Annotated in this window: 19 protein-coding genes; 13 read left to right on the top strand and 6 right to left on the bottom strand. The window is 69.7% G+C overall.

Features of this window, described 5'->3' with window-relative positions; genetic code table 11:
* Window positions 1-102: 102 nt before the first annotated feature.
* The 9 genes from LOZ83_RS08050 (at window position 103) to LOZ83_RS08010 (ending at window position 10,385) form a co-directional block, all read left to right on the top strand.
* A complete protein-coding gene (locus LOZ83_RS08050) occupies window positions 103-1,269 on the top strand; it encodes an ABC transporter substrate-binding protein (protein WP_236789623.1) in 1,167 nt (388 codons plus the stop codon).
* A 6-nt stretch (window positions 1,270-1,275) separates the two neighbouring features.
* The gene (locus tag LOZ83_RS08045; protein ID WP_236789622.1) at window positions 1,276-4,014 is read left to right on the top strand and encodes a branched-chain amino acid ABC transporter permease/ATP-binding protein; all 2,739 of its coding nucleotides are present in this window, start codon (window positions 1,276-1,278) and stop codon (window positions 4,012-4,014) included.
* Window positions 4,011-4,736, top strand: a complete 726-nt coding sequence (locus tag LOZ83_RS08040) for an ABC transporter ATP-binding protein (protein WP_236789621.1) — start codon at window positions 4,011-4,013, stop codon at window positions 4,734-4,736. Before LOZ83_RS08045 ends, LOZ83_RS08040 begins: the two co-directional genes overlap by 4 nt.
* A 102-nt stretch (window positions 4,737-4,838) precedes the next feature.
* Window positions 4,839-6,014 carry an acyl-CoA dehydrogenase family protein gene (locus tag LOZ83_RS08035; protein WP_236789620.1) on the top strand — a complete coding sequence of 392 codons (1,176 nt, stop codon included), beginning with the start codon at window positions 4,839-4,841 and terminating at the stop codon, window positions 6,012-6,014.
* On the top strand, window positions 6,014-6,883 hold the full coding sequence (locus tag LOZ83_RS08030) for an alpha/beta fold hydrolase (protein WP_236789619.1): 870 nt from the start codon (window positions 6,014-6,016) through the stop codon (window positions 6,881-6,883). Before LOZ83_RS08035 ends, LOZ83_RS08030 begins: the two co-directional genes overlap by 1 nt.
* A 7-nt stretch (window positions 6,884-6,890) precedes the next feature.
* Window positions 6,891-7,742, top strand: a complete 852-nt coding sequence (locus LOZ83_RS08025) for an oxaloacetate decarboxylase (RefSeq protein ID WP_236789618.1) — start codon at window positions 6,891-6,893, stop codon at window positions 7,740-7,742.
* Window positions 7,739-9,007 carry an aconitase family protein gene (locus LOZ83_RS08020; protein WP_236789617.1) on the top strand — a complete coding sequence of 423 codons (1,269 nt, stop codon included), beginning with the start codon at window positions 7,739-7,741 and terminating at the stop codon, window positions 9,005-9,007. Before LOZ83_RS08025 ends, LOZ83_RS08020 begins: the two co-directional genes overlap by 4 nt.
* Entirely contained in the window at window positions 8,994-9,506 is a 513-nt protein-coding gene (locus LOZ83_RS08015) for a hypothetical protein (protein WP_236789616.1), read from the top strand. Before LOZ83_RS08020 ends, LOZ83_RS08015 begins: the two co-directional genes overlap by 14 nt.
* A 66-nt stretch (window positions 9,507-9,572) precedes the next feature.
* Window positions 9,573-10,385: an IclR family transcriptional regulator gene (locus LOZ83_RS08010; RefSeq protein WP_236789615.1), complete on the top strand. Its 813-nt coding sequence runs from the start codon at window positions 9,573-9,575 to the stop codon at window positions 10,383-10,385.
* On the opposite strand, the gene LOZ83_RS08005 is transcribed toward LOZ83_RS08010, so the two are convergent.
* Genes LOZ83_RS08005 through LOZ83_RS07995 form a run of 3 tightly spaced genes read right to left on the bottom strand, consistent with a single transcriptional unit; the run spans window position 10,376 to window position 14,341 of the window.
* Window positions 10,376-12,049 (bottom strand): thiamine pyrophosphate-binding protein, encoded by a 1,674-nt coding sequence (locus tag LOZ83_RS08005; protein ID WP_236789614.1) that lies wholly within the window; start codon window positions 12,047-12,049, stop codon window positions 10,376-10,378. The genes LOZ83_RS08010 and LOZ83_RS08005 overlap by 10 nt on opposite strands.
* The gene (locus tag LOZ83_RS08000; protein WP_236789613.1) at window positions 12,046-13,101 is read right to left on the bottom strand and encodes an NAD(P)-dependent alcohol dehydrogenase; all 1,056 of its coding nucleotides are present in this window, start codon (window positions 13,099-13,101) and stop codon (window positions 12,046-12,048) included. Before LOZ83_RS08000 ends, LOZ83_RS08005 begins: the two co-directional genes overlap by 4 nt.
* A gap of 4 nt (window positions 13,102-13,105) precedes the next feature.
* Window positions 13,106-14,341, bottom strand: coding sequence for an amidohydrolase family protein (locus LOZ83_RS07995; protein WP_236789612.1), 1,236 nt, complete (start codon window positions 14,339-14,341; stop codon window positions 13,106-13,108).
* Window positions 14,342-14,536: 195 nt separating this feature from the next.
* Here LOZ83_RS07995 and LOZ83_RS07990 point away from each other — a divergent pair, with 195 nt between their 5' ends.
* On the top strand, window positions 14,537-16,033 hold the full coding sequence (locus LOZ83_RS07990; RefSeq protein WP_236789611.1) for an aldehyde dehydrogenase: 1,497 nt from the start codon (window positions 14,537-14,539) through the stop codon (window positions 16,031-16,033).
* A 17-nt stretch (window positions 16,034-16,050) separates the two neighbouring features.
* Window positions 16,051-16,440: an NIPSNAP family protein gene (locus LOZ83_RS07985; protein ID WP_236789610.1), complete on the top strand. Its 390-nt coding sequence runs from the start codon at window positions 16,051-16,053 to the stop codon at window positions 16,438-16,440.
* A gap of 9 nt (window positions 16,441-16,449) precedes the next feature.
* On the opposite strand, the gene LOZ83_RS07980 is transcribed toward LOZ83_RS07985, so the two are convergent.
* On the bottom strand, window positions 16,450-17,130 hold the full coding sequence (locus LOZ83_RS07980; RefSeq protein ID WP_236789609.1) for a nitroreductase family protein: 681 nt from the start codon (window positions 17,128-17,130) through the stop codon (window positions 16,450-16,452).
* Between the two features lie 85 nt (window positions 17,131-17,215).
* On the opposite strand from LOZ83_RS07980, the gene LOZ83_RS07975 reads away from it, so the two are divergent.
* Window positions 17,216-18,415 carry an MFS transporter gene (locus tag LOZ83_RS07975; RefSeq protein WP_236789608.1) on the top strand — a complete coding sequence of 400 codons (1,200 nt, stop codon included), beginning with the start codon at window positions 17,216-17,218 and terminating at the stop codon, window positions 18,413-18,415.
* The gene (locus tag LOZ83_RS07970; protein ID WP_236789607.1) at window positions 18,412-18,975 is read left to right on the top strand and encodes a TetR/AcrR family transcriptional regulator; all 564 of its coding nucleotides are present in this window, start codon (window positions 18,412-18,414) and stop codon (window positions 18,973-18,975) included. The genes LOZ83_RS07975 and LOZ83_RS07970 overlap by 4 nt, the downstream gene beginning before the upstream one ends.
* Before the next feature lie 9 nt (window positions 18,976-18,984).
* Here LOZ83_RS07970 and LOZ83_RS07965 read toward each other — a convergent pair whose 3' ends face one another.
* Together LOZ83_RS07965 and LOZ83_RS07960 are read right to left on the bottom strand one after the other, a co-directional pair.
* Window positions 18,985-20,670, bottom strand: a complete 1,686-nt coding sequence (locus tag LOZ83_RS07965; RefSeq protein ID WP_236789606.1) for an FAD-dependent oxidoreductase — start codon at window positions 20,668-20,670, stop codon at window positions 18,985-18,987.
* Between the two features lie 2 nt (window positions 20,671-20,672).
* A complete protein-coding gene (locus LOZ83_RS07960; RefSeq protein ID WP_236789605.1) occupies window positions 20,673-21,614 on the bottom strand; it encodes a VOC family protein in 942 nt (313 codons plus the stop codon).
* Between the last annotated feature and the right edge of the window lie 27 nt (window positions 21,615-21,641).

Here is a 21,641-nt window from a genome sequence, read left to right as displayed (position 1 = left end):
TCGGACCGTCGGAGAAGTGGAGACCAGGTGCGCGCGCCAAACATGTTGACAGCGAGGTTGACAAAGGCAAGCCGATTCGCAGGCGTCACCGTCGCCGCCGCGATGACCCTGACCGCCGCGGCGGCATGCGGCTCCAGTGGGTCCGCGAGCCCGGACGAGATCGTGATCGGCGCGATCGGCAGCTACACCGGCCGAACCGCGTCGACGATCGGCCCGGCCAAGGACGGCATCCAGATGTGGGCGGACTCGGTGAACGCCGCGGGCGGTATCAAGGGAAAGAAGGTCAAGCTCTTCATCGAGGACGACGCCGGCAACGCGACCACCGCGCTGGCCAAGGTCAAGGAACTCGTCGAAAAGGACCACGTCAGCGCGATCGTCTCGGACAACAGCGTGCCGAGCCCGACGTGGTCGCAGTACGTGGAGCAGAAGCAGATCCCCGTCATCGGCGGGTTCTCACTGACGCCACCGTTCTACACGTCCCCGATGTTCTTCCCGACCGGCGCCAGCACCGCCGCACAGACCTATGTCGAGCTCCAGGTCGCGAAATCCTTCGGCCCGAAGGTCGCGTCCTATGTCTGCGCCGAGAGCCCCAATTGCGCGGCACTCAGCGCACAGCAGGACGAGGTCGCGCACGATGTCGGGGTCGATCTGGTCATCAACCAGAAGGTGTCGTCCACCGCGCCCAGTTACGTGCCGCAGTGCCAGGCGGCCAAGGACGCGGGCGCCCAGTCGATGATCATCAAGGTGCCGGTGCGCCCGGTCGCCGAACAGTGCCGCACCCTCGGCATGCCGATCGGTTACGTCTCCGGCGGCGGCAACGTCACCGCCGACGTGCTGCAGAGCCCGGCCGGGCAGGGCCTGAAGAACGTCGACAACCGGTACCCGCTGTACGTCGACGCGATCGCGCAGCGGACACCGGCCGGCCAAGCCTTCGAGGACGCCGTGACGAAGTTCGCCCCGAGCGTGAAGGGCAACGTCCAGCCGTTCTTCTCCGCCGCCTACATCGACGGGATGTTGTTCAAGGCCGCGGTCGAGGCGTCCAACTCCGACAACGTCACCTCCGAATCGGTCCTCGCCGGCCTTTACGCGCTGCCCCAGGGTTTCGACCTCGGCGGGTTCACCCCGCCGCTGAACATCACGAAGGGCCAACCGACCGTGACCAACTGCGCGTTCCTGACCCAGATCGAAAACGGGAAGTGGGCGCCGAGTGACCAGCTGAAGGTGTGCGCGCCCCAGGACCTCGTGACGAGCCTGGCCAAGCAGAAGTAGCCGCGGATGCTGTCCTACATCGTCATCGGCATAGTCCTCGGGTCGGTCTACAGCCTGGCCGGTATCGGTCTGGTGCTGACGCACCGGACCTCCGGGGTCTTCAACTTCGCGCACGGCTCACTCGCCACGGTCGCCGCGTTCGTCTTCTACACGCTGCATGTCAGTCACCACCTCGCGTGGCCACTGGCGGCCGCGGTGGCGATCCTGGTGGCCGGACCGGTGATGGGCTACGTGCTCGAACTGCTCACCCGGAGCCTGCCGAGCGCGCCGCTCGCGGTCCAGGTCACCACCACCGTCGGCATCGTGCTGATCGTCGAGGCGTCGGTCTCGCTGATCTACGGGACCGCGGAGATCCGGACCGTGCCGCAGTTCCTGCCCGAGCAGCGCATCGACATCGGCTCGACGGTCGTCACCACCGCGCAGCTGATCATGGTGGTGTTCGTGCTGCTCGCGAGCATCGGTCTGTTCCTGCTGTTCACCCTGACCCGGACCGGCCTCGCCATGCGGGCGGTCGTCGACGACCCGGGGCTGCTCGACCTGGCCGGGCGCAGCCCGGCCAGGGCCCGGCGGTGGGGCTGGAGCATCGGCGTGACGTTCGCGGCGGCGTCCGGGGTCGCGATCGCACCGCTGGTCCCGCTCGACGGCCAGACCCTCACCCTGCTCGTCGTCCAGGCCTTCGGCGCGGCCGCGGTGGGTTCGTTCACCAGTCTGCCGCGCACCTATCTCGGCGGCCTGGCGATCGGCGTCGCGTCGTCACTGTGCACGATGTTCTTCCCGGACGGGCCGCTCAGCGGCCTGCCGAGCGCGTTGCCGTTCGTCGTGTTGTTCCTCGTCCTGCTGCTCTCGCCGAAGCGGGTGCTCGGACATCGCACCCGGCTCGTCCCGCCTCGCGCACCCGCCTGGCGGATGCCCGGTCCCGTTCAGGCCACCGGCGGTCTCGCGCTTGTCGTGCTCGTCGCGCTGGCGCCGCTCTACGCGGGGTTCCACCTGGCCGACTACACGCTGAGCCTGGCGTACGTGATCCTGTTCCTGGCGTTGGGTCTGCTCACCCGGCTGTCCGGTCAGGTCTCACTGGGCCATGTGACGTTCATGGCGATCGGGGTGTGCGCCTTCACGCAGTTCACCAACCTGTTCCACCTGCCGTGGGGCGTGACGCTCGTGCTCGCGTCCATTGTGGCCATACCGGTCGGCGCATTGCTGGCCGTGCCGGCGATCCGGCTCTCCGGGCTGTATCTGGCGCTGGCGACTTTCGGGTTCGCCGTCGTCGTGACCTACCTGTTCTTCCCGCTGCCGTGGATGTTCGGCAACGAGGGGGCCACGATTTTCGTGGAGCGCCCGGGTGACGGCTGGCTGGCCTCGGACGAGGGGTACTTCTACCTCGTGCTCGGGCTCGTGGTGCTCGTCGCGCTGCTCGTCACCGCGGTCACTCGCAGCCGCCTCGGCCGGTTGCTGGGCGCGTTGAACGACAGTGTGCACGGGCTCGAGGCGACCGGCGTGTCGGTGAACATCGCCCGGGTACTGGTGTTCTGCCTGTCGGCTTTCCTCGCCGCGTTCGCCGGTGTGCTGGGTGGCGCGGGGCAGCAGGCCGTGACCGCGGCGTCCTATGGGCCGCTCCTGTCGCTCACGATTTTCGTGCTCGTCGTGATCAACCCGGGCAGTTCTCCGTGGTACGCGGTGATCGCCGCCGCCGGGATCGGCCTCGTACCGTCCTATTTGGATGCTGCCGCGACCACCGACTACCTCAACCTGTTGTTCGGGTTGGGGGCGGCGACCTTCGCCCTCGTCTACGCGCGCCAAGGGCACAGCGAAGCGCCGAAGTGGGTCCGGCGTTTCCAGCGCGCCCGGCCCGCCAAGACCCGTGCGGCAACCAAACCCGTGGCCGCACGACCACGCCGTCCCGGCGGCCCGGCGGCCGCGACCCCCGTCGAGGTCGTGGATGTGCGCGTCCGCTTCGGCGGCCTCAAGGCCGTCGACGGGGTCTCGCTCGCCGTTCCCGCGAATCGCATCACCGGGCTCATCGGGCCCAACGGCGCCGGTAAGACCACGACCTTCAACGCCACCTGCGGGATCATCCGGCCGTCGTCCGGGCGCGTACTGCTCGACGGCCGCGATCTCGGCCGTGCCGGTCTGGGCCCCCGGGCGCGTCGGGGACTCGGCCGCACGTTCCAGCAGATGGCGCTGTTCGAGTCCCGCACGGTGCGCGAAAACGTCGCGCTCGGCGTGGAGGGAGCCATCGCGGGGAACAACCCATTGCGCCATGTGTGGAGCACGCGGGCCGACAAGACCCGCATCGCCGCCGAGGCCGAAGACGCGATCGCGTTGTGCGACCTCGGTGAGATCGCGGACCGTGTCGTCGGGTCGCTGTCCACCGGGCAGCGACGGCTGGTCGAACTGGCCCGTTGCCTGGCGGGGCCCTTCCACGTGCTGCTGCTCGACGAGCCGTCGGCCGGGCTGGACCGGGTGGAGACGGCACGGTTCGGCGACGTCATCGAACGGGTCGTCCGCGAACGCGAGGTGGCGGTTTTGCTGGTGGAGCACGACATTTCGCTGGTCAGCAGGCTGTGCTCCTACCTCTATGTGCTCGACTTCGGCTGTCTGATCGCCGAAGGGCCACCGGCCGAGATCCTCACGTCGTCCACTGTGCGCGCCGCGTACCTCGGCGACGCCGAAGTCGAGGGGCACCCTCCCGCCGCGCCCGCACCGGCCGGGCAATCCGCCGACGCAACCGCTTGGGGAGTGTCATGACCGCCGTGAACGCGCTGGAACTGCGGGACCTGCGGGCCGGGTACGACAAGGCCACGGTGCTCTGGGACCTCACTCTCGATGTGCCAACGGGTTCGATCGCCGCGCTGCTGGGTCCGAACGGGGCCGGCAAGACGACGCTGATGCGCACCATCGCGGGGCTGCTCCGGCCGAGCGCCGGCAGCGTCACGCTGGCCGGCACGGACGTCACCCGCGCCTCGCCACACAAGCGGGCCCAGCACGGTTTGTGCATGGTGCCGGAGGGGCGCGGCATCTTCCGGAACCTGAGCGTGCAGGAGAACCTGCGCATCCAGGCGCCGCCGTGGGTGCCCGAAGCAGATGCTGTCGAGAAGGCGATCAAGGCCTTCCCGGTGCTGGGCAGGCGTGGCCGGCAGGCGGCCGGCAGCCTCTCCGGCGGGGAGCAGCAGATGCTCGCGATGGCGCGCGCGTTCATGGCCGATTGGAAGGTGGTCCTGCTCGACGAGGTCTCGATCGGGCTCGCGCCGCGCATCGTTGACGAGATCTACGACGCTGTCCGCGGCCTGGCCGGCAGTGATGTGGCGCTGCTGATCGTCGAGCAGTACGTCGGCCGGGTCCTCGGCCTGGCCGACGTCGTGTTCCTGCTCGACCACGGCGCGGCCACCTACTCGGGGCCGGCCTCGGGCGTGGACGAGGAGCGGCTCACCGCCGGGTACTTCGGCGAATCCCCGGCCGGAGTGCCGTGACCGCCCGCGACGGGTCGGCGCCATACCAGTGATCGGAACGCGCGGCCCCGCCGGGGGGTGTGCCTCGGCCATCCTGACCACAGTCGTCGTGAAGGAGAACAGATGAATCAGCAGCACGAGGTGCTGGACAGGATCGCCGCGAGCAAAGAGATGCTGACCAAGCAGGCCGACGACGCCGAGCGCCTGTGCCGGCTGCCCGACGCGACGGCGAAGGCGCTCAAGGACACCGGGGTCATCCGGCTGTTGCAGCCCAAGCGGTATGGCGGCTACGAGGTCGATCCACAGGTGTTCTTCCGGGCGGTCATGGAGATCGCGTCCTGCTGCGGCGCCTCGGGCTGGGTCAGCGGCATCGTCGGGGTGCACCCGTGGGAGCTCGGCCTGCTGCCGGACAAGGCGCAGGAAGAGGTGTGGGGCGACGACCCGGACACCTGGATCAGCTCCACCTACATGCCCGGCGGCATCGCCAAGCCCGTCGACGGCGGCTACATCCTCAATGGACGGTGGCAGTTCTCCTCCGGCAGCGATCACTGTGACTGGATCTTCCTCGGCGGTTTCCTCGGCGACGCTGAGGGCAACCGCGCCGACCCGCCGGTGATCCTGCACATGTTGTTGCCGCGCAAGGATTATCAGGTCATCGAGGACAGCTGGCATGTCGTCGGATTGAGCGGTACCGGCAGCAACGACATCGTGGTGCGGGACGCGTTCGTCCCGGCCTACCGGGCGATGGACAGCGCCGAGGTGGTCGACCCGAGCGGGCGGGAGCACCTGCCGCCGACGTTCCGGTACCCGTTCTCGTCGGTGTTCCCGAACGCGATCACGGCTTCGATCATCGGCATCTCCGAGGGCGCGCTGGGCCACGTGCTGGACCGCCAGCGTGAGCGGGCACAGCCGCGCGGCGGCAAACCGTACGCCGACGACCCGCACTCCAACGCCGCGATCGGAAATGCCGCGGCCGACATCGCGGCCAGCCGGGCGCAGTTGTTCAGTAACCTCGCCGAGGTCGGCGCGCTGATCGAGGCCGGCCAGCCGATTCCGATGGAGCTGCGGGTGCGCTCGCGCCGCGACCAGGTGCGCGGCAGCTGGCGTGCCGTGCAGGCACTCGACGAACTGTTCGCCCGATCCGGCGGCGGTGCGCTGCGCACCGACAACAACCCGTTGCAGCGCCTGTGGCGCGACGCGCATGCCGGGCTCGTGCACGCCATCAACGTGCCGGGCCCGACGATGGCCAGCTTCGCCAACTACGCCATGAATCGTCCCCTAGCGGAGGCCCTGATCTGATGACCGCGCTCCAGGAGAACCCGACCTTCGAGCAGACCAGCCGGAAGTCGTCGGCGGGGCTGCATTTCCACGAGTTCGGCGACGGGCCGCCCCTGGTCCTGCTGCACGGCTCGGGGCCGGGCGTCAGCGGCTGGACCAATTTCGCCGACAACCTGGCGATCTTCGGCGCACGTTTCCGGTGCCTCGTGGTGGATATGCCCGGCTACGGCGACAGTTACATCCCGGACGAACTGGATCGCCCCTATCCCGCGCTCGCCGCGCCCGCTGTGCTCGGGCTGCTCGACGAGCTCGGGGTCGAGAAGGCGCACTTCCTGGGTAACTCCATGGGTGCCGGGGTCGTCGCTCAATTGGCGCTGCTGGCTCCCGAACGGGTCGACCGGCTGGTGCTGATGGGGCCGGGCGGGGTGGGGCTCAGCGTGTTCGCCCCGAGCCCGAGTGAGGGCATCAAGCGGCTGATGGACTTCAACGACAATCCCAACCGCGACACGTTGAAGGCGTGGCTGGAGACGATGGTCTTCGACCAGTCCATCCTCACCGAGGAGCTTCTCGAACGGCGCTGGGAGCAGTCGCAACGGCCCGGCGCCATCGACTGGAGCAGGCGCACCTACGACGCCCTGTACCGCCGCAAACCGGCGAACCCGCCGACCCCGCTGTGGGCGCAGAGCGGACGCATCGCCGCGCCGACACTGATCACGTGGGGACGCGACGACCGGGTACTGCCGCTGGACAACGCGATCGTGCCGACCCGGCTCCTCCCGGACGTCGAATTGCACGTCTTCGCCCGATGTGGACACTGGGCGATGATCGAACGCAAGGCGGACTTCGAGCGGGTGGTGCTGGAATTTCTCACCCGCGATCGAGAGGGTTGAGATCGGCATGACCGCGATACGGGAGAAGTTCCGGGCGCGAATAGGCGAGCCCGGGTTGATCATCGCGCCCGGAGCCGCGGACGTGCTCACCGCGAAACTGGTCGAGCAGCTCGGCTTCGAAGCGGTGTATGTGGGCGGGTATGGCATCGCGTCGGTGGCCTACGGGCTGCCCGACACCGGGCTGGTCGCCATCCCCGAACTCGTCGCGCACGCCGGCACGATCGCCGACGCCGTCGCTCTGCCCGTCATCGCGGATCTCGATGACGGGGGCGGCATCCCGCTGCGGATCCGCCGCAATGTGCGGCTGCTCGAAAAGGCCGGCGTCGCGGCCTTCCACCTCGAGGATCTGGACCTCGGCGGCGGCAAGCATCTCGGCACCAGCGAGCGGCTGCGCCCGATCGAAGCCGCCGTCGCGAACATCGAGGCCGCGGTGGAGGCCCGCTCCGACGACGACCTGCTGGTGATCGGCCGGACCGACGCGCTGTCCGCCGGTGGCAGCCTGGACGAGGCGATCGACCGGCTCGGCGCGTATGCCGACGCCGGTGCCGACCTCGTGTTCGCCGCCACCCTGCACCCGTCCGACGTCGCCCGGGTCCGGGCGGCGATCGACCGGCCACTGCTGAACACGTTCATCCCCGACCGCGCGGCGCCGGACCAGCTCGACACCTCTGAACGCGACGGGGTCAAGATCGTGGTGCACTCCAGCAGCGCGTTCCGGGTCGCCTACGAGGCAGTTCGCGGCATGCTCGTCGAACTCAAGACCGATCGCACCGACCGTTCGCTCGCCCACTGGGACGAGGTTCGCGCTCAGATCGACGAAACGATCGACGCCCGGGCCTGGCGGAGGTACTTGCCGTGACCGGAACGATGGCCGGGCAGATCCTGGCCCGCCGCTGTGGCCGTGAAGTGACGCCCGGTGAGGCGGTGCGGGTGCCGGTCGACGTCGTGTGTATAACCGACGGGACTCCGCTGGGTTTCCTCGCCGAGGGGGAGTACAAGGTCTGGGACCCGGCGCGCGTCATCATGACCTTCGACCACCTGGACCGCGTCCGGATGCCCGCGCTGCACCAGGGCAAGCGCGCGTTCCTCGACGCGCAGGGAATCCCGCCGGAGAACTTCTTCGGCATCGGGCGCCACGGGATCTCGCACCAGATCCCCGCCGAGCACGGGTGGGCCCTGCCGGGCGCCGTGTTCGCGGGCGGTGACACGCAGGCCGCGACCATGGGCGCGCTGAACTGCCTGGCGCTCGCCACCAACGAGAGCACCTACAACACGCTCGCGACCGGCGACGTGTGGCTGATCGTGCCGGACTGTGTGTCGGTGCGGCTGGAGGGGGAGCTGCCGCCGGGCTTCGTGGCCAAGGACGTGAGCGAGCACCTGCAGCAGGTGCTCGCCGGCGTCGCCGAAGGCACGATCGTCGAGTTCAGCGGGCCGGCCGTGCAGGATCTGTCGATCGACACCCGGCTCGGGATCGCCAATGTTGCCAACAACATCGGCGCGCTTTCGATGATCTTCCCGCCGGATCGCGCGCTGCTCGACTACATCGAGGGCCGCGCGAAGTACGACTACGAGCCGGTGCACCCACTGCCGGACGCCGAGTACGCCGCGGAGGTCGTCGTGGACCTCGGCCAGATCCGGCGCCAGGTCCGCGGCCCGGACAACACCGCGTCGGCACGCCCGGTCGCCGAACTCGACGGGCTGGGCATCACCGCCGCCTACGTGGGGTCGTGCTCCTCGGCCCGCATCGACGACCTGGCGCTCGTCGCGCGGATCGTCCGTGACCGGACAGTGCATCCGTCGGTGCGCTTCGTGGTCACCCCGATCTCGTCACTCGTCGCGGCCGAGGCGGCCCGCCGTGGGTACCTCGAAACGATGCTGGCCGCGGGTGTCACCGTCACCACCCCTGGCTGCGGCGCCTGCTTCTCGGGCAACCAGTCGCCGCTGCTGCTGGAAGCCGGCGAGCGCTGCGTCACGACTTCCGTGGAGAACAACCGCGGACGGATGGGCAGCGACGAAGCCGACATCTACATCACCGACCCGGCCGTCGTCGCGGCTTCGGCGCTGGCGGGTCGCATCACCGATCCGGAGCCTTACCTGCAGGAGCACGCCGATGCCATCGCTTAGGGGCCGGGTCTGGCAGCTCGGGGACGGGTTCAGCTGCCACCAGATCGTGCCGAACCGGTTCGACTTCCGTCGCACCGCGGACTGGGCCGCGGCCGAGGAGCACCTGTTCGAGGAGTCGGGTCTCAGCTTCGCCGGCGAGATCGGCGACGGTGACCTCCTCGTCGCCGGCACCTCGTTCGGGCGTGGCCACGCGCACTACCACCTGCAGGCGATCAAGGCCCTGCAACGACGAGGTGTCGGCGCGGTGTTCGCGGTCAGCTTCAACGCCATCTTCCAGCGCACCGCTATCAACGAGGGCTTTCCGGCGTGGGCCTACGGTTCCGCGCTGGCCGAACTCACCGTGACCGGCCACGAACTCGACGTCGACCTGGACACCGGCCTCGCCCGCAACCTCAGCACTGGCCAAGAGCGAAAACTGTCACCGGTCGCCGAGGTCGTCCGCGAGATCCTCGACGCCGGCGGGCTCGAAGCGTCGACCCTGGCCCGGCTCACGAAATAGCCGAAGATCACGTTCGCGTGCGAAACTGGAATTCTCATTGCCGGGTGGACGGAAGCGGGAAAGCACATGGACGTGCACGGCAGCAAAGCGACGCTCACAGCTCACCCCGGCGAAGACCAGCTGGTGCTGGATGGCTCCACCGCCGACGACTCGTCCCTGGTCAGCAAGGCCTTCCGGATCCTGGACGCCGTCGCGTCGTCGCGGGCCGGGGCCACGATCAGCGACCTCAGTGCCAGCACGCGACTGCCGCGCTCGACGGTCCACCGGATCTCCCGCACGCTCGTGGACCTCGGCGCGCTGGTCCGCACGAACTCCGGCCTGCAGCTGGGCATGCGCCTGTTCGAACTCGGTGGCCTCGTACCGGCCCAGACCCGGCTGCGGCGTGAGGCGACGCCGTACATGGCCGAGCTGTACAGCACCACGCATCAGACGATCCACCTAGGCGTGCTCGACGGCACCGACATCGTGTGCGCGGCGAAGCTCGCCGGTCACCAGACGGCCAGCGCGGCCTCTCAGATGGGTGTCCGCATCGCGGCCCACCAGTGCTCACTCGGGAAGGCGATCCTCGCGTTCGCGCCGGAGGAGACCGTCGAACGCATCATCGCGACCGGCCTGCCCGCGGCCACCGGCCGCACCATCACGTCGCCGCAGCTGCTGCGTGAGCAACTGGCCGAGATCGGCCGCCTCGGGGTGGCTTTCGACCGCGAAGAAGGAACCGTGGGCGTGCGTTGTGTCGCCGCGCCGATTCTCGACGCGAACGGTGAGAGCATCGCGGCGATCTCGATCACCGCGATGCGCGCGAAGTTCGACGGCCCGAACTTCGCCGCCGCCGTGCGTGCCGCGGCCCTCGGTATCTCGCGGTACCACGGCTACCGGTGAGCGTTCCCGGCCGCGCGCACTTGGCTCAATGTCCGGGTGTGCGAAAGCGCTTCGCGTGAAACGGGCAGGTGCAGCAGCGCCGGGCGACCGGCCGCGACGGCGCGGTTGAAGGCGTCCTCGAACTGTTCGGTGGTCTCCACGCGCTCCGCGTAGCAGTCGAAGGCGTGGGCGAGTGCGACGAAATCGGGACTCTTCAGATCCGTCCCGATGACCCGGCCCGGATGGTGCGTTTCCTGATGCATGCGGATCGTGCCGTACATGGCGTTGTCCACGACGACCACGACGAGGTTCGCGCCGTACTGAGCGGCGGTCGCGATTTCCTGACCGTGCATCAGGAAGTCACCGTCGCCGGCGAAGCACACCACGATCCGCTCCGGGTGACGCAGCTTGGCGGCCACCGCCGCGGGCAGCCCGTAACCCATCGAACCGCTGACCGGGGCCAACTGCGTGCCGGGCAGGCGGTGGGTGTGGAAGCGGTGCACCCAGCCGGTGTAGTTGCCCGCGCCGTTGGTGATCACGGCGTCGCCGGGCAACCGCCCGGACAACCAGCGCACGACGCGCGCCAGGTCGAGGCGTTCGGTGCTCGCCGGCGGCTGTTGCCAACGCTCGAAGTCCGCCCGGCTCTCGGCCCGCCACGCCGACCACGGCACCGGCGCGTCCGGCTCGACGAGGTGCAGCAGGCTCGCGAACCCGTTGGGCGACGCGTTGACGGCGAGCGAGGACACATAGACCTTGCCGAGTTCCTCCGCACCGGCGTGCACGTGGATCAGTTGCTGGCGCGGCACCGGCGCGTCCAGCAGGCGGTACCCGTTCGTGCTCATTTCATCGAGGCGCGCACCGGCCACGAGCACGACATCGGCGGTGGCGACCCGCTCGGCCAGCGCGGGGTCGCCGCCGACGCCGAAGCTGCCGACGTAACAGGGGTGGGCGTTGTCCAGGCGGTCCTGCTGGCGGAACGCGGCGGCGACCGGCAGGTCCCACGCCGCGACGAAACGCTCGAACGCCTTGATAGAACCGACATCCCAGCGGGATCCGCCGACAATGACCAGCGGACGTTGCGCCGCGGCCAGCGCGTCACCGATCGCCTGCATCTGGTCGGCCGACGGGTAGGTCTCGACCGGGGCCGCCACCGGCGCACGGGGCGCGGCCATCTCGACGGTGTCCGTCAGCATGTCCTCGGGCAGGGCGAGCACGACCGGCCCCGGGCGCCCGGACTGCGCGACCGCGAAGGCGCGCGCCACGTACTCGGGTACCCGGTCCGCGCTGTCGATCTGTCCGACCCACTTCGCGATCGAGCCGAACATGCGCCGGTAATCGATCTCCTGGAATGCCTCCCGCTCAGTGTCCCCACGGCCGACCTGGCCGATGAACAGGATCATCGGAGTCGAGTCCTGCGCGGCGATGTGCACTCCGGCGCTGGCGTTGGTCGCGCCGGGCCCGCGGGTGACGAAGCAGATCCCCGGCCGTCCGGTGAGCTTGCCGTCGGCCTCGGCCATCATCGCGGCGCCGCCCTCCTGGCGGCAGGTGATGACCTGCACGGAGTCGCGCACGTCGTAGAGCGCGTCGAGCACCGCGAGATAACTCTCGCCCGGTACGCAGAAGACCCGGTCGACGCCGTGTCCGACCAGAGCGTTCACCAGCAGCTCGCCGCCGGTTTCGGTCATGATGCCCTCTCCGTGAGGTCGGCGAGATCGAGCACGAGGCGGTACTTCACATCGCCCCGTTCCAGCCGGTCCAGTGCTGTCGCGAGCTGAGTCGAAGGCAGGACGTCGACGTCGGCGACGATGCCGTGCTCGGCGCAGAAGTCGAGCATTTCCCGCACCCGCGCCGGGCTGCCCGTCCCCGAACCGGCCAGGCTGTGCCGCCCCACCCGCAGCGCGCGGGTCTCGACCTCGACGGTCGGCGGGATGCCCAGCAGACACATCGTGCCGTGCAGCCGGAGGGCCCGCAGGTACGGCGACAGATCGTGCGCGCGGGACGCCGTGTCGAGGATGAAGTCGAAACGGCGGGCCTGTGCCGCGAGGGCATCGGGGTCGGACGACACGACGACGTCGTCGGCACCCAGCGCCTTGATGTCGGCGACGTTCTCCGGCGTGAGCGTGAACGCCACGACCTCCGCCCCGAGTGCCTTCGCGAACTTCACACCGAGGTGCCCGAGCCCACCGATACCGACGATCCCGATGGTCGATCCCGGCCCGATCTCCCAGTGCCGCAACGCTTCCCACGACGTGATCCCGGCACACAGCAGCGGCGCCGCCGGTGCCGGGTCGAGCCCGTCCGGGAGCCGGTAGACCCAGGCCTCGTCGGCGACGTACTCGGTGCTCCAACCGCCCTGGGTGCGCCGCCCGTCGTGCCGGTCCACGCCCAGGTAGGTCAGCGTGGGACCGCCGTCGGTGCAGTGGTTCTGCTGGCCGGCGAGGCATTCCTCGCACGCTCCGCACGAGTCGACGCAGTTGCCGACCGCCACCGAGTCGCCGACCCGGAAGCTTGTGACCAAGTCGCCGACGGCGCTGACCCGGCCGACGAACTCGTGGCCCGGCACGAGCGGCAGGTTCGGCTCCCGGGCGCCGCGGACCGCTTCGACGTCGCTGTAGCAGACGCCGCAATACGTGATCGCGACGGCGACGTCGTGGGGACGCGGGTCGCGGCGCTCGAACGACCAGGGCAGCACCGGGCCGCCGGCGGTGTGGACGGCGAGACCAACCGTGGGACGCATCAGCTCAGCCGAGGATCGTGGAGCGGACCCCGGCCCGGATCTCGAACCACTCGGCGTCCGGGTAGTCCTTGCGCGCCAACGGCTTGCGAACCTCGTCGAGGGTCGGCCCGACCCGCTCGGCGACCGGCCGCAGCGCTTCGAGGTCGAAGCCGAAGACCTTCGCCGCGTTGCCGCCGAGCAGCTTGCGGGCATCCGCCTCGCCGACCCCGGCCAGGGTCAGCCGGATCGCCTCGCGCGAGTACGGCGAGGTCGCGTCGGTGTGCGGGTAGTCCGAGCCCCACATGATGTGGTCGATACCGAGTTCGGCGAAGTCCTCGACCTCGACCGGCCGCAGCGGGTGCGCGATGTAGCAGTTGCGCTTCCAGTACTCCCACGCCGTCATGCTGAGCGCCTCGTACGCGCCGCGGAAGAACATGTCGGCCCACGGCCGCTTCTTCGCGGCGGTGATCGTGTTGTCCAACCGGTTGAGCGCCTGCGGGATCCAGTTCACGCCCTGCTCGGTGAAGGTGTACCTCAGGCCGGGGTGACGCTCGAAAACGCCGCCGAGGATCAGCGTCCACAGGCTGCGCTGCGCGAAGTAGCTCTGCTCGTACGACGAGATGCCGGCGCTCGCCGGGTGGTCCGGGTAGTCGGGGATGCCGGTGCCCTCGTGCTGGCACACCGGGATGTCCAGCGCCGCGCACCGTTCCCACAGCGGGTCCAGCCGCGAGTCGTACAGCGCCCCGGCCGGGTGGTTCGGCGGGATGCCCGGCATCAGGATGCCCGCGGCGACCCCGGTCCCGACGGCCCACTCGACCTCGGCGATGGCGTCGTCGACGTCGTTGGGGAAGATCTGGAACAACGCGCGGCGGCGTCCGGGCTGCTTCTTGCAGAACGCCTCGGCCCACCGGTTGTGCGCCCGCAGCCCGGCCATCCGGCGCTCGTACTCCTCGCGCGTCGTGGGCAGGCTGACGATGTTCTGGATGGTCGGGAAGAACGGCGGAATGGTGTTCGGGATCAGCACTTCGGCGGCGATCCCGTCGGCCTCGAGATGCTTGATCCGCAGGTCGCTGTCCCAGTTCTTGAACTTGGTGTCGTTGACCAGATCGTCCCAGGGCGACTCGTAGGCCTCGGCCCAGGCGTCGAACTGCTCGTGCCACGCCTTCGGCAGGTACTCCTTGTACTCGCGAAGTTCGGCGCCACCGTGGGTGTCCGCCGAGATGACGACGATCCGATCGGATGATTTGTCCTGGTCAGCCATGGGCCACTCAACCTCCGCCTTGAGATGTGTGCTCGGCACATTATTTGTGATCCGTGGCGGCCCGGATCGCCGCTGATCCCGGTCAACGGGACGGGTGACGCGCGGACGACCATCCCATCAGGTGGTATGCCCCGATGGCCGCCGGTCGAGCACTGTTGTTGAGTCGAACCCGACCGCGCCCTGATGGAGGACCACATGATCGAACCGCTGCTCGTCCGTGCCGACGCCCGCCCGCGACCGGACTTTCTCACCGGCACCAAGGGCCTCTACATCGGCGGCACCGAGGTCGCCGCGCGCAGCGGGCAGACCTTCGAGACCATCGACCCGGTCACCGAGCAGCCGATCGCCACGATCAGCTTCGCCGGGGCCGACGACGTCGACGCCGCCGTGGCCGCCGCGCGGCGCGCGTTCGAGGATCCCGCTTGGGCCGGTATCGCGCCCTACCGGCGCACCCAGCTGCTGCTGCAGGTCGCGGACATCATCGAGGCGAACGTCGACGAGCTGGCCGCCCTCGAGTCACTCGAGATGGGCAGCGCGTACACGCAGACCCAGTGGATGATCAACCACTGCGTCGAGGTGTTCCGCAACCACGCCGGCTGGCCGACGAAGCTCTACGGCCAGACCGCGCCGGCACCGAGCACGCAGCTGCAGTACACGCTGCGCCAGCCGCTCGGTGTCGCCGGCGCCATCGCCGGGTGGAACGGCCCGCTGCTGCAGATGTCGTACAAGCTCGCGCCCGCGCTCGCGACCGGCAACACGGTTGTGTGCAAGCCCTCCGAGCACACCTCGCTGAGCACGCTGCGCTTCGCGGACCTGTTGCGCCAGACCGACCTGCCCGCGGGAGTCGTCAACGTCATCACCGGCGACGGCAAGGTCACCGGCGAGCGGCTGATGTCCCATGACGGCGTGAACAAGGTCGCCTTCACCGGATCGACCGCCACCGGCAAGCACATCCTGGCGACGTCGGCGAGCAACCTCAAGCGGGTCACGCTGGAACTGGGCGGGAAGACGCCGTACATCGTGTTCGCGGACGCCGACCTGGAGAAGGCGGCCGAGATCTGCGCGCTGGCCTTCTGCGCGGGCTCCGGTCAGGCGTGCGTCGCCGGGTCGCGAATCTTCGTCCAGGAACCGGTCCGGGACAAGTTCGTCGAACTGCTGGCCCAGGCGACCGAGCCGTACAAGGCAGGTCTCGGCGACCCGTTCCACCCCGGGACCAAGATGGGGCCGCTCGCCTTCCGCGGGCACTTCGAGCGCGTCACGAACTACATCGAGCTGGCGACCGACGCCGGCGGCACGCTGGTGACCGGCGCCGAGCCGATCGACGGCGGCGGCCTGTACGTCGCGCCGACGCTGATCGACGGGCTGGACAACAAGTCCCGTGTCGCGCAGGAGGAGATCTTCGGGCCGGTCTCGATGATCATGCCGTTCACCGAGCTGGACGAGGTGGTGCGACTCGGCAACGACACCATCTTCGGGCTGGCCGCCTCGGTGTGGACCCGCGACATCGGCACGGCGCATCGCGCCGCGGCGCGCCTCGACGCCGGCTCAGTCTGGATCAACCGCGGCAGCCAGATGAGCGCCGGCCCGCTGCCGTTCGGCGGCCACAAGCAGTCCGGCATCGGGCGCGAGCACGGCACCGAGGTGCTCGACGCCTACACCGAGTCGAAGAGTGTGGTCGTCGAACTGTCGTGAACGGAGCTGATCCCCGGATGCCGCGAGTGCAGTTCCGCCGCTACGAACTCAAACCGGACTCGATGGACGATTTCCTCGTTTGGTGGCACCAAATCGTGCCCATCCGGGAACGGACCGGGTTCGCGCTGTTGTGTGCGTTCGCGCTCCACGAGCAGAACGAGTTCGTCTCGGCATGGCGCTACGACGGGGACCTCGCCGAGCTCGAACGCCGGTACTACGGCGATCCGGAACGTCGCCGGCTCGCCGGGGAATCCCGGACCTGGGCGGTCGCGCATGCCGTTCGCACGACCGGCAAACCGGCCGACAGCGCCGAGGTGACGGCGCTGGTGGGGGAGCACCCGGGCTTCACGGCCCGGGTGCACATCACCACCGCCGAGCTGGCCCACCCCGGCCGCCTCACGCTCTGATCACCGCCTCTACCAACGGTTCCAGTGCGTGAACGTCCTGCTGTCGGCCCGCTGGGCCGGTTTGAAGTCGGTGCCGATCGTGTAGGCGACGGGGGTCAGCGCCACCTGGACGGTGGTGTCGAACGGGAGGCCGAGCAGGTCGGCCATCTCGCGTTCATAGGCGAGGTGACCGATGGTCCAGCACGTGCCGAGACCGCGTTGCCGCGCGGCGAGCATGAAGCTCCAGGTCGCGGGAAGCACCGAGCCCCAGTTGTGCGCCTGCCCGTGCACCGTGCGGAGTTCCGCGCGGCTGGCGACCCGCACCACGGGGATCATCAGCACTGGCACCTCGTGCAGATGCTCGACCAGGTAGCCGAGGCTGCCCCGGATCCTCCCCCACTCCGCAGAGGCGAAGCTGCCCCTGGTGGGGAGTGGCAGGCCGTGGTGCTCGTCGGGACTGCCATGCGCGAGCCCGGCGCGCCAGAGGTTGGCCATTTCCACCTTCGTCGCGGCGTCTTCGACGAAAACGAAGTCCCATTGCTGCTGGTTACGGCCGGACGGAGCCTGGGTGGCGACTGTCACGGCTTCCTGGATCAGCTCACGCGGAACGGGCCGGGTCAGGTCGAGACGTCTGCGAACCGCGCGCGTGGTGGTGAGTACCTGGTCGGCGGTGAGGCCGAGAGCCGAGGACGTCGGGCTGCTGTCGGGCACTGCTTTGCTCCCCGTCGGAATCAGTGGGCGTTGATCAGACAGACCTGTCTGTTCAGGTCGCAACGATACTGTTAATGTCCGAGGAATGGACAGACAGGTCTGTATGGTCGCGCCGAGCAGGCGCCTGGCCACCCTGGCTCTCACCAGCTCGGTGGTCGTCGCGTTCCTCGCCGCGGCCAATGCCAGCAGCCCGCTCTACCAGCGCTATGCGGCCACCTGGCACACGAGCCCGCTGACCGGCACGATCGCGTTCGCGACCTACGCGGTGGCCGTACTCGCCGGGCTCCTGTGGCTCAGCCAACTGCCGGACGTGTTCGGGCGCCGGCCGGTGTTGTTCACGGCGATCTGCGCGCAGATCATCGCCCTGCTGCTGTTCGCCGTCGCCGGCTCGTTCACGCTCATCGTGGTCGGCCGGGTCGTGCAGGGGCTCGCCTCCGGCGCCGCATTCGGCGTGCTGTCGGCGACGATGATCGAAGCCGACGCGGAGCGGGGAGCGATCGCGAGCGCGGCCTCGCCCGGGACGGGCAGCGGACTGGGCGCGCTGCTGAGCGGGCTCGTCGTCCAGTTCCTTCCCGGCCCGACGCACACCATCTACCTGATCCTCGCCGCCGTCCTGGCCGGGCAGGCCCTGATCGTCCTGCGGCTCATCCCCGCCGGCACGCGGCAGGCCTCACAGGACGCGCTGCGGCCCAGGGTTCGGGTCGCGATCCCCGCCAACGCGCGTGCGGTGTTCCTCGCCACCGCGCCCGTCGTGTTCGCGGTGTGGGCGCTCTCGGGCTTCTATGCCGCGCTCAGTCCGGCTCTGTACACGACCCTGTCGGGCAGCGGCGCCGTCTGGCCGACGGCGCTGCCGATCTTCGTCCTCCTGTGGTCCGGCACGCTCACCACGGTCGTAGTGCGGGGCGCCTCCGGTCGCGCGCTCACGATCACGGGCGCGGTGAGCACGCTCGCCGGCCTCGGCGCGACCATCGTGGCGATCGAACTCGGCAGCGCCGGGCTCTATCTGGTGGCCAGCGCGGTCGCCGGCATCGGCTTCGGCGCGGGGTTCCAGGGGCCGATCCGCAGCCTGGCGCCGCTCGCGACCGACGACGAGCGGCCGGCTCTGCTGTCCGCGGTGTTCGTGGTCGCCTACGGCGGCTTGGGGACCGCGGTCATCCCGGGAGCGCTGCTGAGCGCTGGCGCCTCGCTGACCGCGGTCACCGTCGAACTGGCCATCGCGCTCGCCGTCCTCAGCTCGATCGCTCTCGGCGCGACGCTGCGAGCCGGCGTTAGGGTGCATCCGTGACCGCCCCCGCGACCCCGCATGAACGGCTGCTGGCCGCCGCGACCGAGCTCTTCTACCGGGAGGGCGTGCACACGGTCGGGATCGATCGGGTCATCGCCGAGGCCGGAGTCGCCAAGGCGACCCTCTACAGCACCTTCGGCTCCAAGGACGCGTTGATCGCCGCCTATCTGGCGGTCCGCCACCGTGAGATGCGCGAGCGCGTCGAGCGGGCGATCGACCGCCGTCGCTCGCCGCGCGACCAACTGCTCGCGGTGTTCGACATCCAGATCAAGCTCGCCGGCGATCCCGAGTACCGGGGCTGCCCGTTCGCCAACGCGACCGCCGAGGCCCATGCCCCGAGCGCGGACGCGGCGGCCGACGCGTACCGGGCGTGGCTGCGGGAGGTCTTGACGGCGCTCGTGTCGCAGGCCGGCGCCGCGGATCCGGCAACCCTCGGACGTCAGCTGCATTTGCTCTGGGACGGCGCCGCACAATCGACGCGGATGGATCGCGGCCGGCACGGCGCGAGGGCGGCCAAGGCCGCCGCCGCCACTCTGCTCGACGGGGCGCTCACGCTCTGACTTTTCCCCTCAGAACGCGCCGTCGAAGTCACTGACCTGTTCGGCAGCCGCGCCGCGTCCGGCGATGTAGCCGAACGTGAGCGCGACGCCGAGAGTGGCGCCGGCCGACCAGTAGGCCTGAGCGGCCGGTGAGGCGACGCAGTTGCCCGCCCCGTACAGGCCGCGAATGGGCTCGCCACGCACATCGAGGACGCGGCCCTGCGCGTCGATGCGCGGACCGCCCTTGGTGTCGAGCATCCCGGCGCCCAGGATGATCGCGTGGTACGGACCGGTGCCCGCGAACGGGTGCATCGTCGGGTTCGCCATGCCGTGATGGCGCGGCGGCCCGATCCACGCCCGCTGGATCGGTGACTCGCCCCGGCCGAAGTCTTCGTCCACATCGGACTCGGCGAGCCTGTCGAAACGGGTGATCGTCGCCCGCAGCCGCGCGGCGAAACCGTCGTCGAGCCGGACCCCGCCGGTGCGATCGGACAGCTCGGCGAGCCTGGCGTCCAGAGCGGCGGCGAGTTCCTCGATGGTGTCACCGGAGAGCACGTAACCCACCGATTCGCCGGGCATCGGCACCGGCACGCGGTACGGGTTGTCGAAGTCGTTGTTCGCGACCGCGTCGTCGTAAACCTGGAACAGCAACAGGTTCGAGTACTCGCGGTGCGTCGCGTCCCACTCGAAGTGCACCTGCGAGCGCTCGTTGTAGACCATCTTCTCGTTGACGACACGCTTGCCGAAGCGGTTGACCAGCACCATGCTGTCGCCGAAGGGCATGAAGACGTCGCGGATGGTGGACGGCTGCGCCAGGGCCATCTCGAGCGCGATCTGCGACCACCACGCGTGGCTCATGTTGCCGAGCTGCGCGCCGACCTCTCCGGCGATCGTGACGAAGTCCCCGGTCGCCGACTCGGCCGCGCAGCCACCGAAGACAGGCCCGCGCAGGAACTGGCGCCGCATGTCCGCGTTGTGCGCGAACCCGCCGGACGCGAACACCACCGCCTTGCGGGCGCGGGCCAGCACGGTGCGCGTGCGATGGTGCAGTTCGAGCCCGACGACGCGCACGCCGCCGTCGTCGGAGTCGTCCGAGTCGTCGGTGATCAGCCGGACGGCCTCGTGACTGGTGCGGATATCGATGTCGAGCAACCGGGCCTGGCGCTCGAATTCGGCGATCATGAACTCGCCGCGGGTGCTGCCGTCGGTGACGCCGAGGCCGGCGATGATGTCCTGCTGCGACCGCCAGCCGTCCGGGAAGATGTGCCGGCCATAGGGGACGGTGTCCTCGGGCAGGTCGGCGCAGTAGTCCGGCATGGCCATGTCGAGGCCGGGCTTGAAGGCCCCGCAGTCGGTCATCGCCTGCAGCGCCGGGGCCGCGTTGTCGAAGAAGGCGGCCAATAGGTCGTATTCGAGCCGGCTCAGGCCCAGCCGCTCGTCTTCCGGTACGTACGACTGTGGATAGGACAGCCGGGCCAGCAGCCGGAGCGCCTGATCCCGGTCGTCGACGAGGCCACGCTCGCGCAGCAGGTGGTTGTTCGGGATCCAGAAGTACGCGCCGGACTTCGCGGTGGTGCCGCCGAGGAACCCGGCCTTCTCCACCATCACGACCGAAGCACCCTCGTGCCGGGCCGCGAAGGCGGCGGCGAACCCGGCCGCGCCCGAGCCGACCACTACGACGTCGGCGTCGACGTCCCAGATGTCGTCATCTGCCATGGTCAGCTCCGGACCGCGGTAGCCGGGTCGCGGTGCGGCTCGGCGGCGACCTCCGGGACGGGCGGCGGCGCGGGAACCGGCCGGTGCCCCCACAGGCTCGGCGCGGTGATCTCATGCACGGCCCAGGTGCTCGAATCGACCTGCTGGGCGCCGAAACCGATCTCGACGTTCGTGCCGTCCGGGGCCGCCACGTAGAACGACGCCATGAGGTCGTTCGTATGGCGGCCGAGGGTTTCACGGATCGTCACACCGTTGTCCTGGCAGCGGTCGATGGCGGCGCCGACGTCGTCGAGCGTCGTCATCTCCACCATGAAATGCCGCAGGATGCCCGGATCCTTGAATTCGACCAGTGCGACACTGTGGTGGCGCGGGTTGCACCCGTAGAACTGCACCGTGCGCGACGGCGCGCCATTGGGGCTGGGCAGCGTCGCGGTGTTGCGCAGCTGGAAGCCGAGGACGTCGCGGTAGAACCCGGCCGAGGCGGCCATGTCGGTGGTGGTGAGCACGACGTGCCCGAACCCCAGCGCGCCGGCGATGAACCCGTCGACGTACGGCGTCACCAGCCGCGTGTGGTCGGTGATCGGCGCGCAGTAGAACTCGATCGGCACGCCGGCCGGGTCATCGCAGCGGACCAGCTCGCCGACCCGCCGGTCCGCGCACTCGGCCTCGGTGCCACCGGACCACGCGATGCCGACGCGGTCGAGCATGACGGTGATCTCGTCGAGCTTCGCGGAGTCACTGACCTGGAAACCGAGCGCGTCGATCCCGGGCTCGGCGCCCGGCACGACCGCCAGCCGGTAGGGCTCGTCGTCCATGCGGAAGTACAGGCCGCCGCCGGCGTCCGTCCGGGCGTGCATCATGCCCAGGATCTGCGTCGCGAACGTCGCCCAGGCCGAGACGTCCGGGCTGCGCCAGCGGAGGTAACCGAGTGACCGAACGAGCACGGGACCCGCCTTTCGCCGAGGATCTGT

It is taken from the genome of Amycolatopsis sp. GM8 (assembly GCF_021653975.1).
Classification (GTDB): Bacteria; Actinomycetota; Actinomycetes; order Mycobacteriales; family Pseudonocardiaceae; genus Amycolatopsis_E.
Note: the sequence above shows the minus strand (reverse complement) of the source record. Positions and strands in the feature narration are given on the sequence as shown.

Coding starts and splice junctions, on each gene's coding strand:
- LOZ83_RS08050 (WP_236789623.1), top strand. CDS start 103: ATGACCCTGACCGCCGCGGCGGCATGCGGCTCCAGTGGGTCCGCGAGC.
- LOZ83_RS08045 (WP_236789622.1), top strand. CDS start 1,276: ATGCTGTCCTACATCGTCATCGGCATAGTCCTCGGGTCGGTCTACAGC.
- LOZ83_RS08040 (WP_236789621.1), top strand. CDS start 4,011: ATGACCGCCGTGAACGCGCTGGAACTGCGGGACCTGCGGGCCGGGTAC.
- LOZ83_RS08035 (WP_236789620.1), top strand. CDS start 4,839: ATGAATCAGCAGCACGAGGTGCTGGACAGGATCGCCGCGAGCAAAGAG.
- LOZ83_RS08030 (WP_236789619.1), top strand. CDS start 6,014: ATGACCGCGCTCCAGGAGAACCCGACCTTCGAGCAGACCAGCCGGAAG.
- LOZ83_RS08025 (WP_236789618.1), top strand. CDS start 6,891: ATGACCGCGATACGGGAGAAGTTCCGGGCGCGAATAGGCGAGCCCGGG.
- LOZ83_RS08015 (WP_236789616.1), top strand. CDS start 8,994: ATGCCATCGCTTAGGGGCCGGGTCTGGCAGCTCGGGGACGGGTTCAGC.
- LOZ83_RS08010 (WP_236789615.1), top strand. CDS start 9,573: ATGGACGTGCACGGCAGCAAAGCGACGCTCACAGCTCACCCCGGCGAA.
- LOZ83_RS08005 (WP_236789614.1), bottom strand. CDS start 12,049: ATGACCGAAACCGGCGGCGAGCTGCTGGTGAACGCTCTGGTCGGACAC.
- LOZ83_RS08000 (WP_236789613.1), bottom strand. CDS start 13,101: ATGCGTCCCACGGTTGGTCTCGCCGTCCACACCGCCGGCGGCCCGGTG.
- LOZ83_RS07995 (WP_236789612.1), bottom strand. CDS start 14,341: ATGGCTGACCAGGACAAATCATCCGATCGGATCGTCGTCATCTCGGCG.
- LOZ83_RS07990 (WP_236789611.1), top strand. CDS start 14,537: ATGATCGAACCGCTGCTCGTCCGTGCCGACGCCCGCCCGCGACCGGAC.
- LOZ83_RS07985 (WP_236789610.1), top strand. CDS start 16,051: ATGCCGCGAGTGCAGTTCCGCCGCTACGAACTCAAACCGGACTCGATG.
- LOZ83_RS07975 (WP_236789608.1), top strand. CDS start 17,216: ATGGACAGACAGGTCTGTATGGTCGCGCCGAGCAGGCGCCTGGCCACC.
- LOZ83_RS07965 (WP_236789606.1), bottom strand. CDS start 20,670: ATGGCAGATGACGACATCTGGGACGTCGACGCCGACGTCGTAGTGGTC.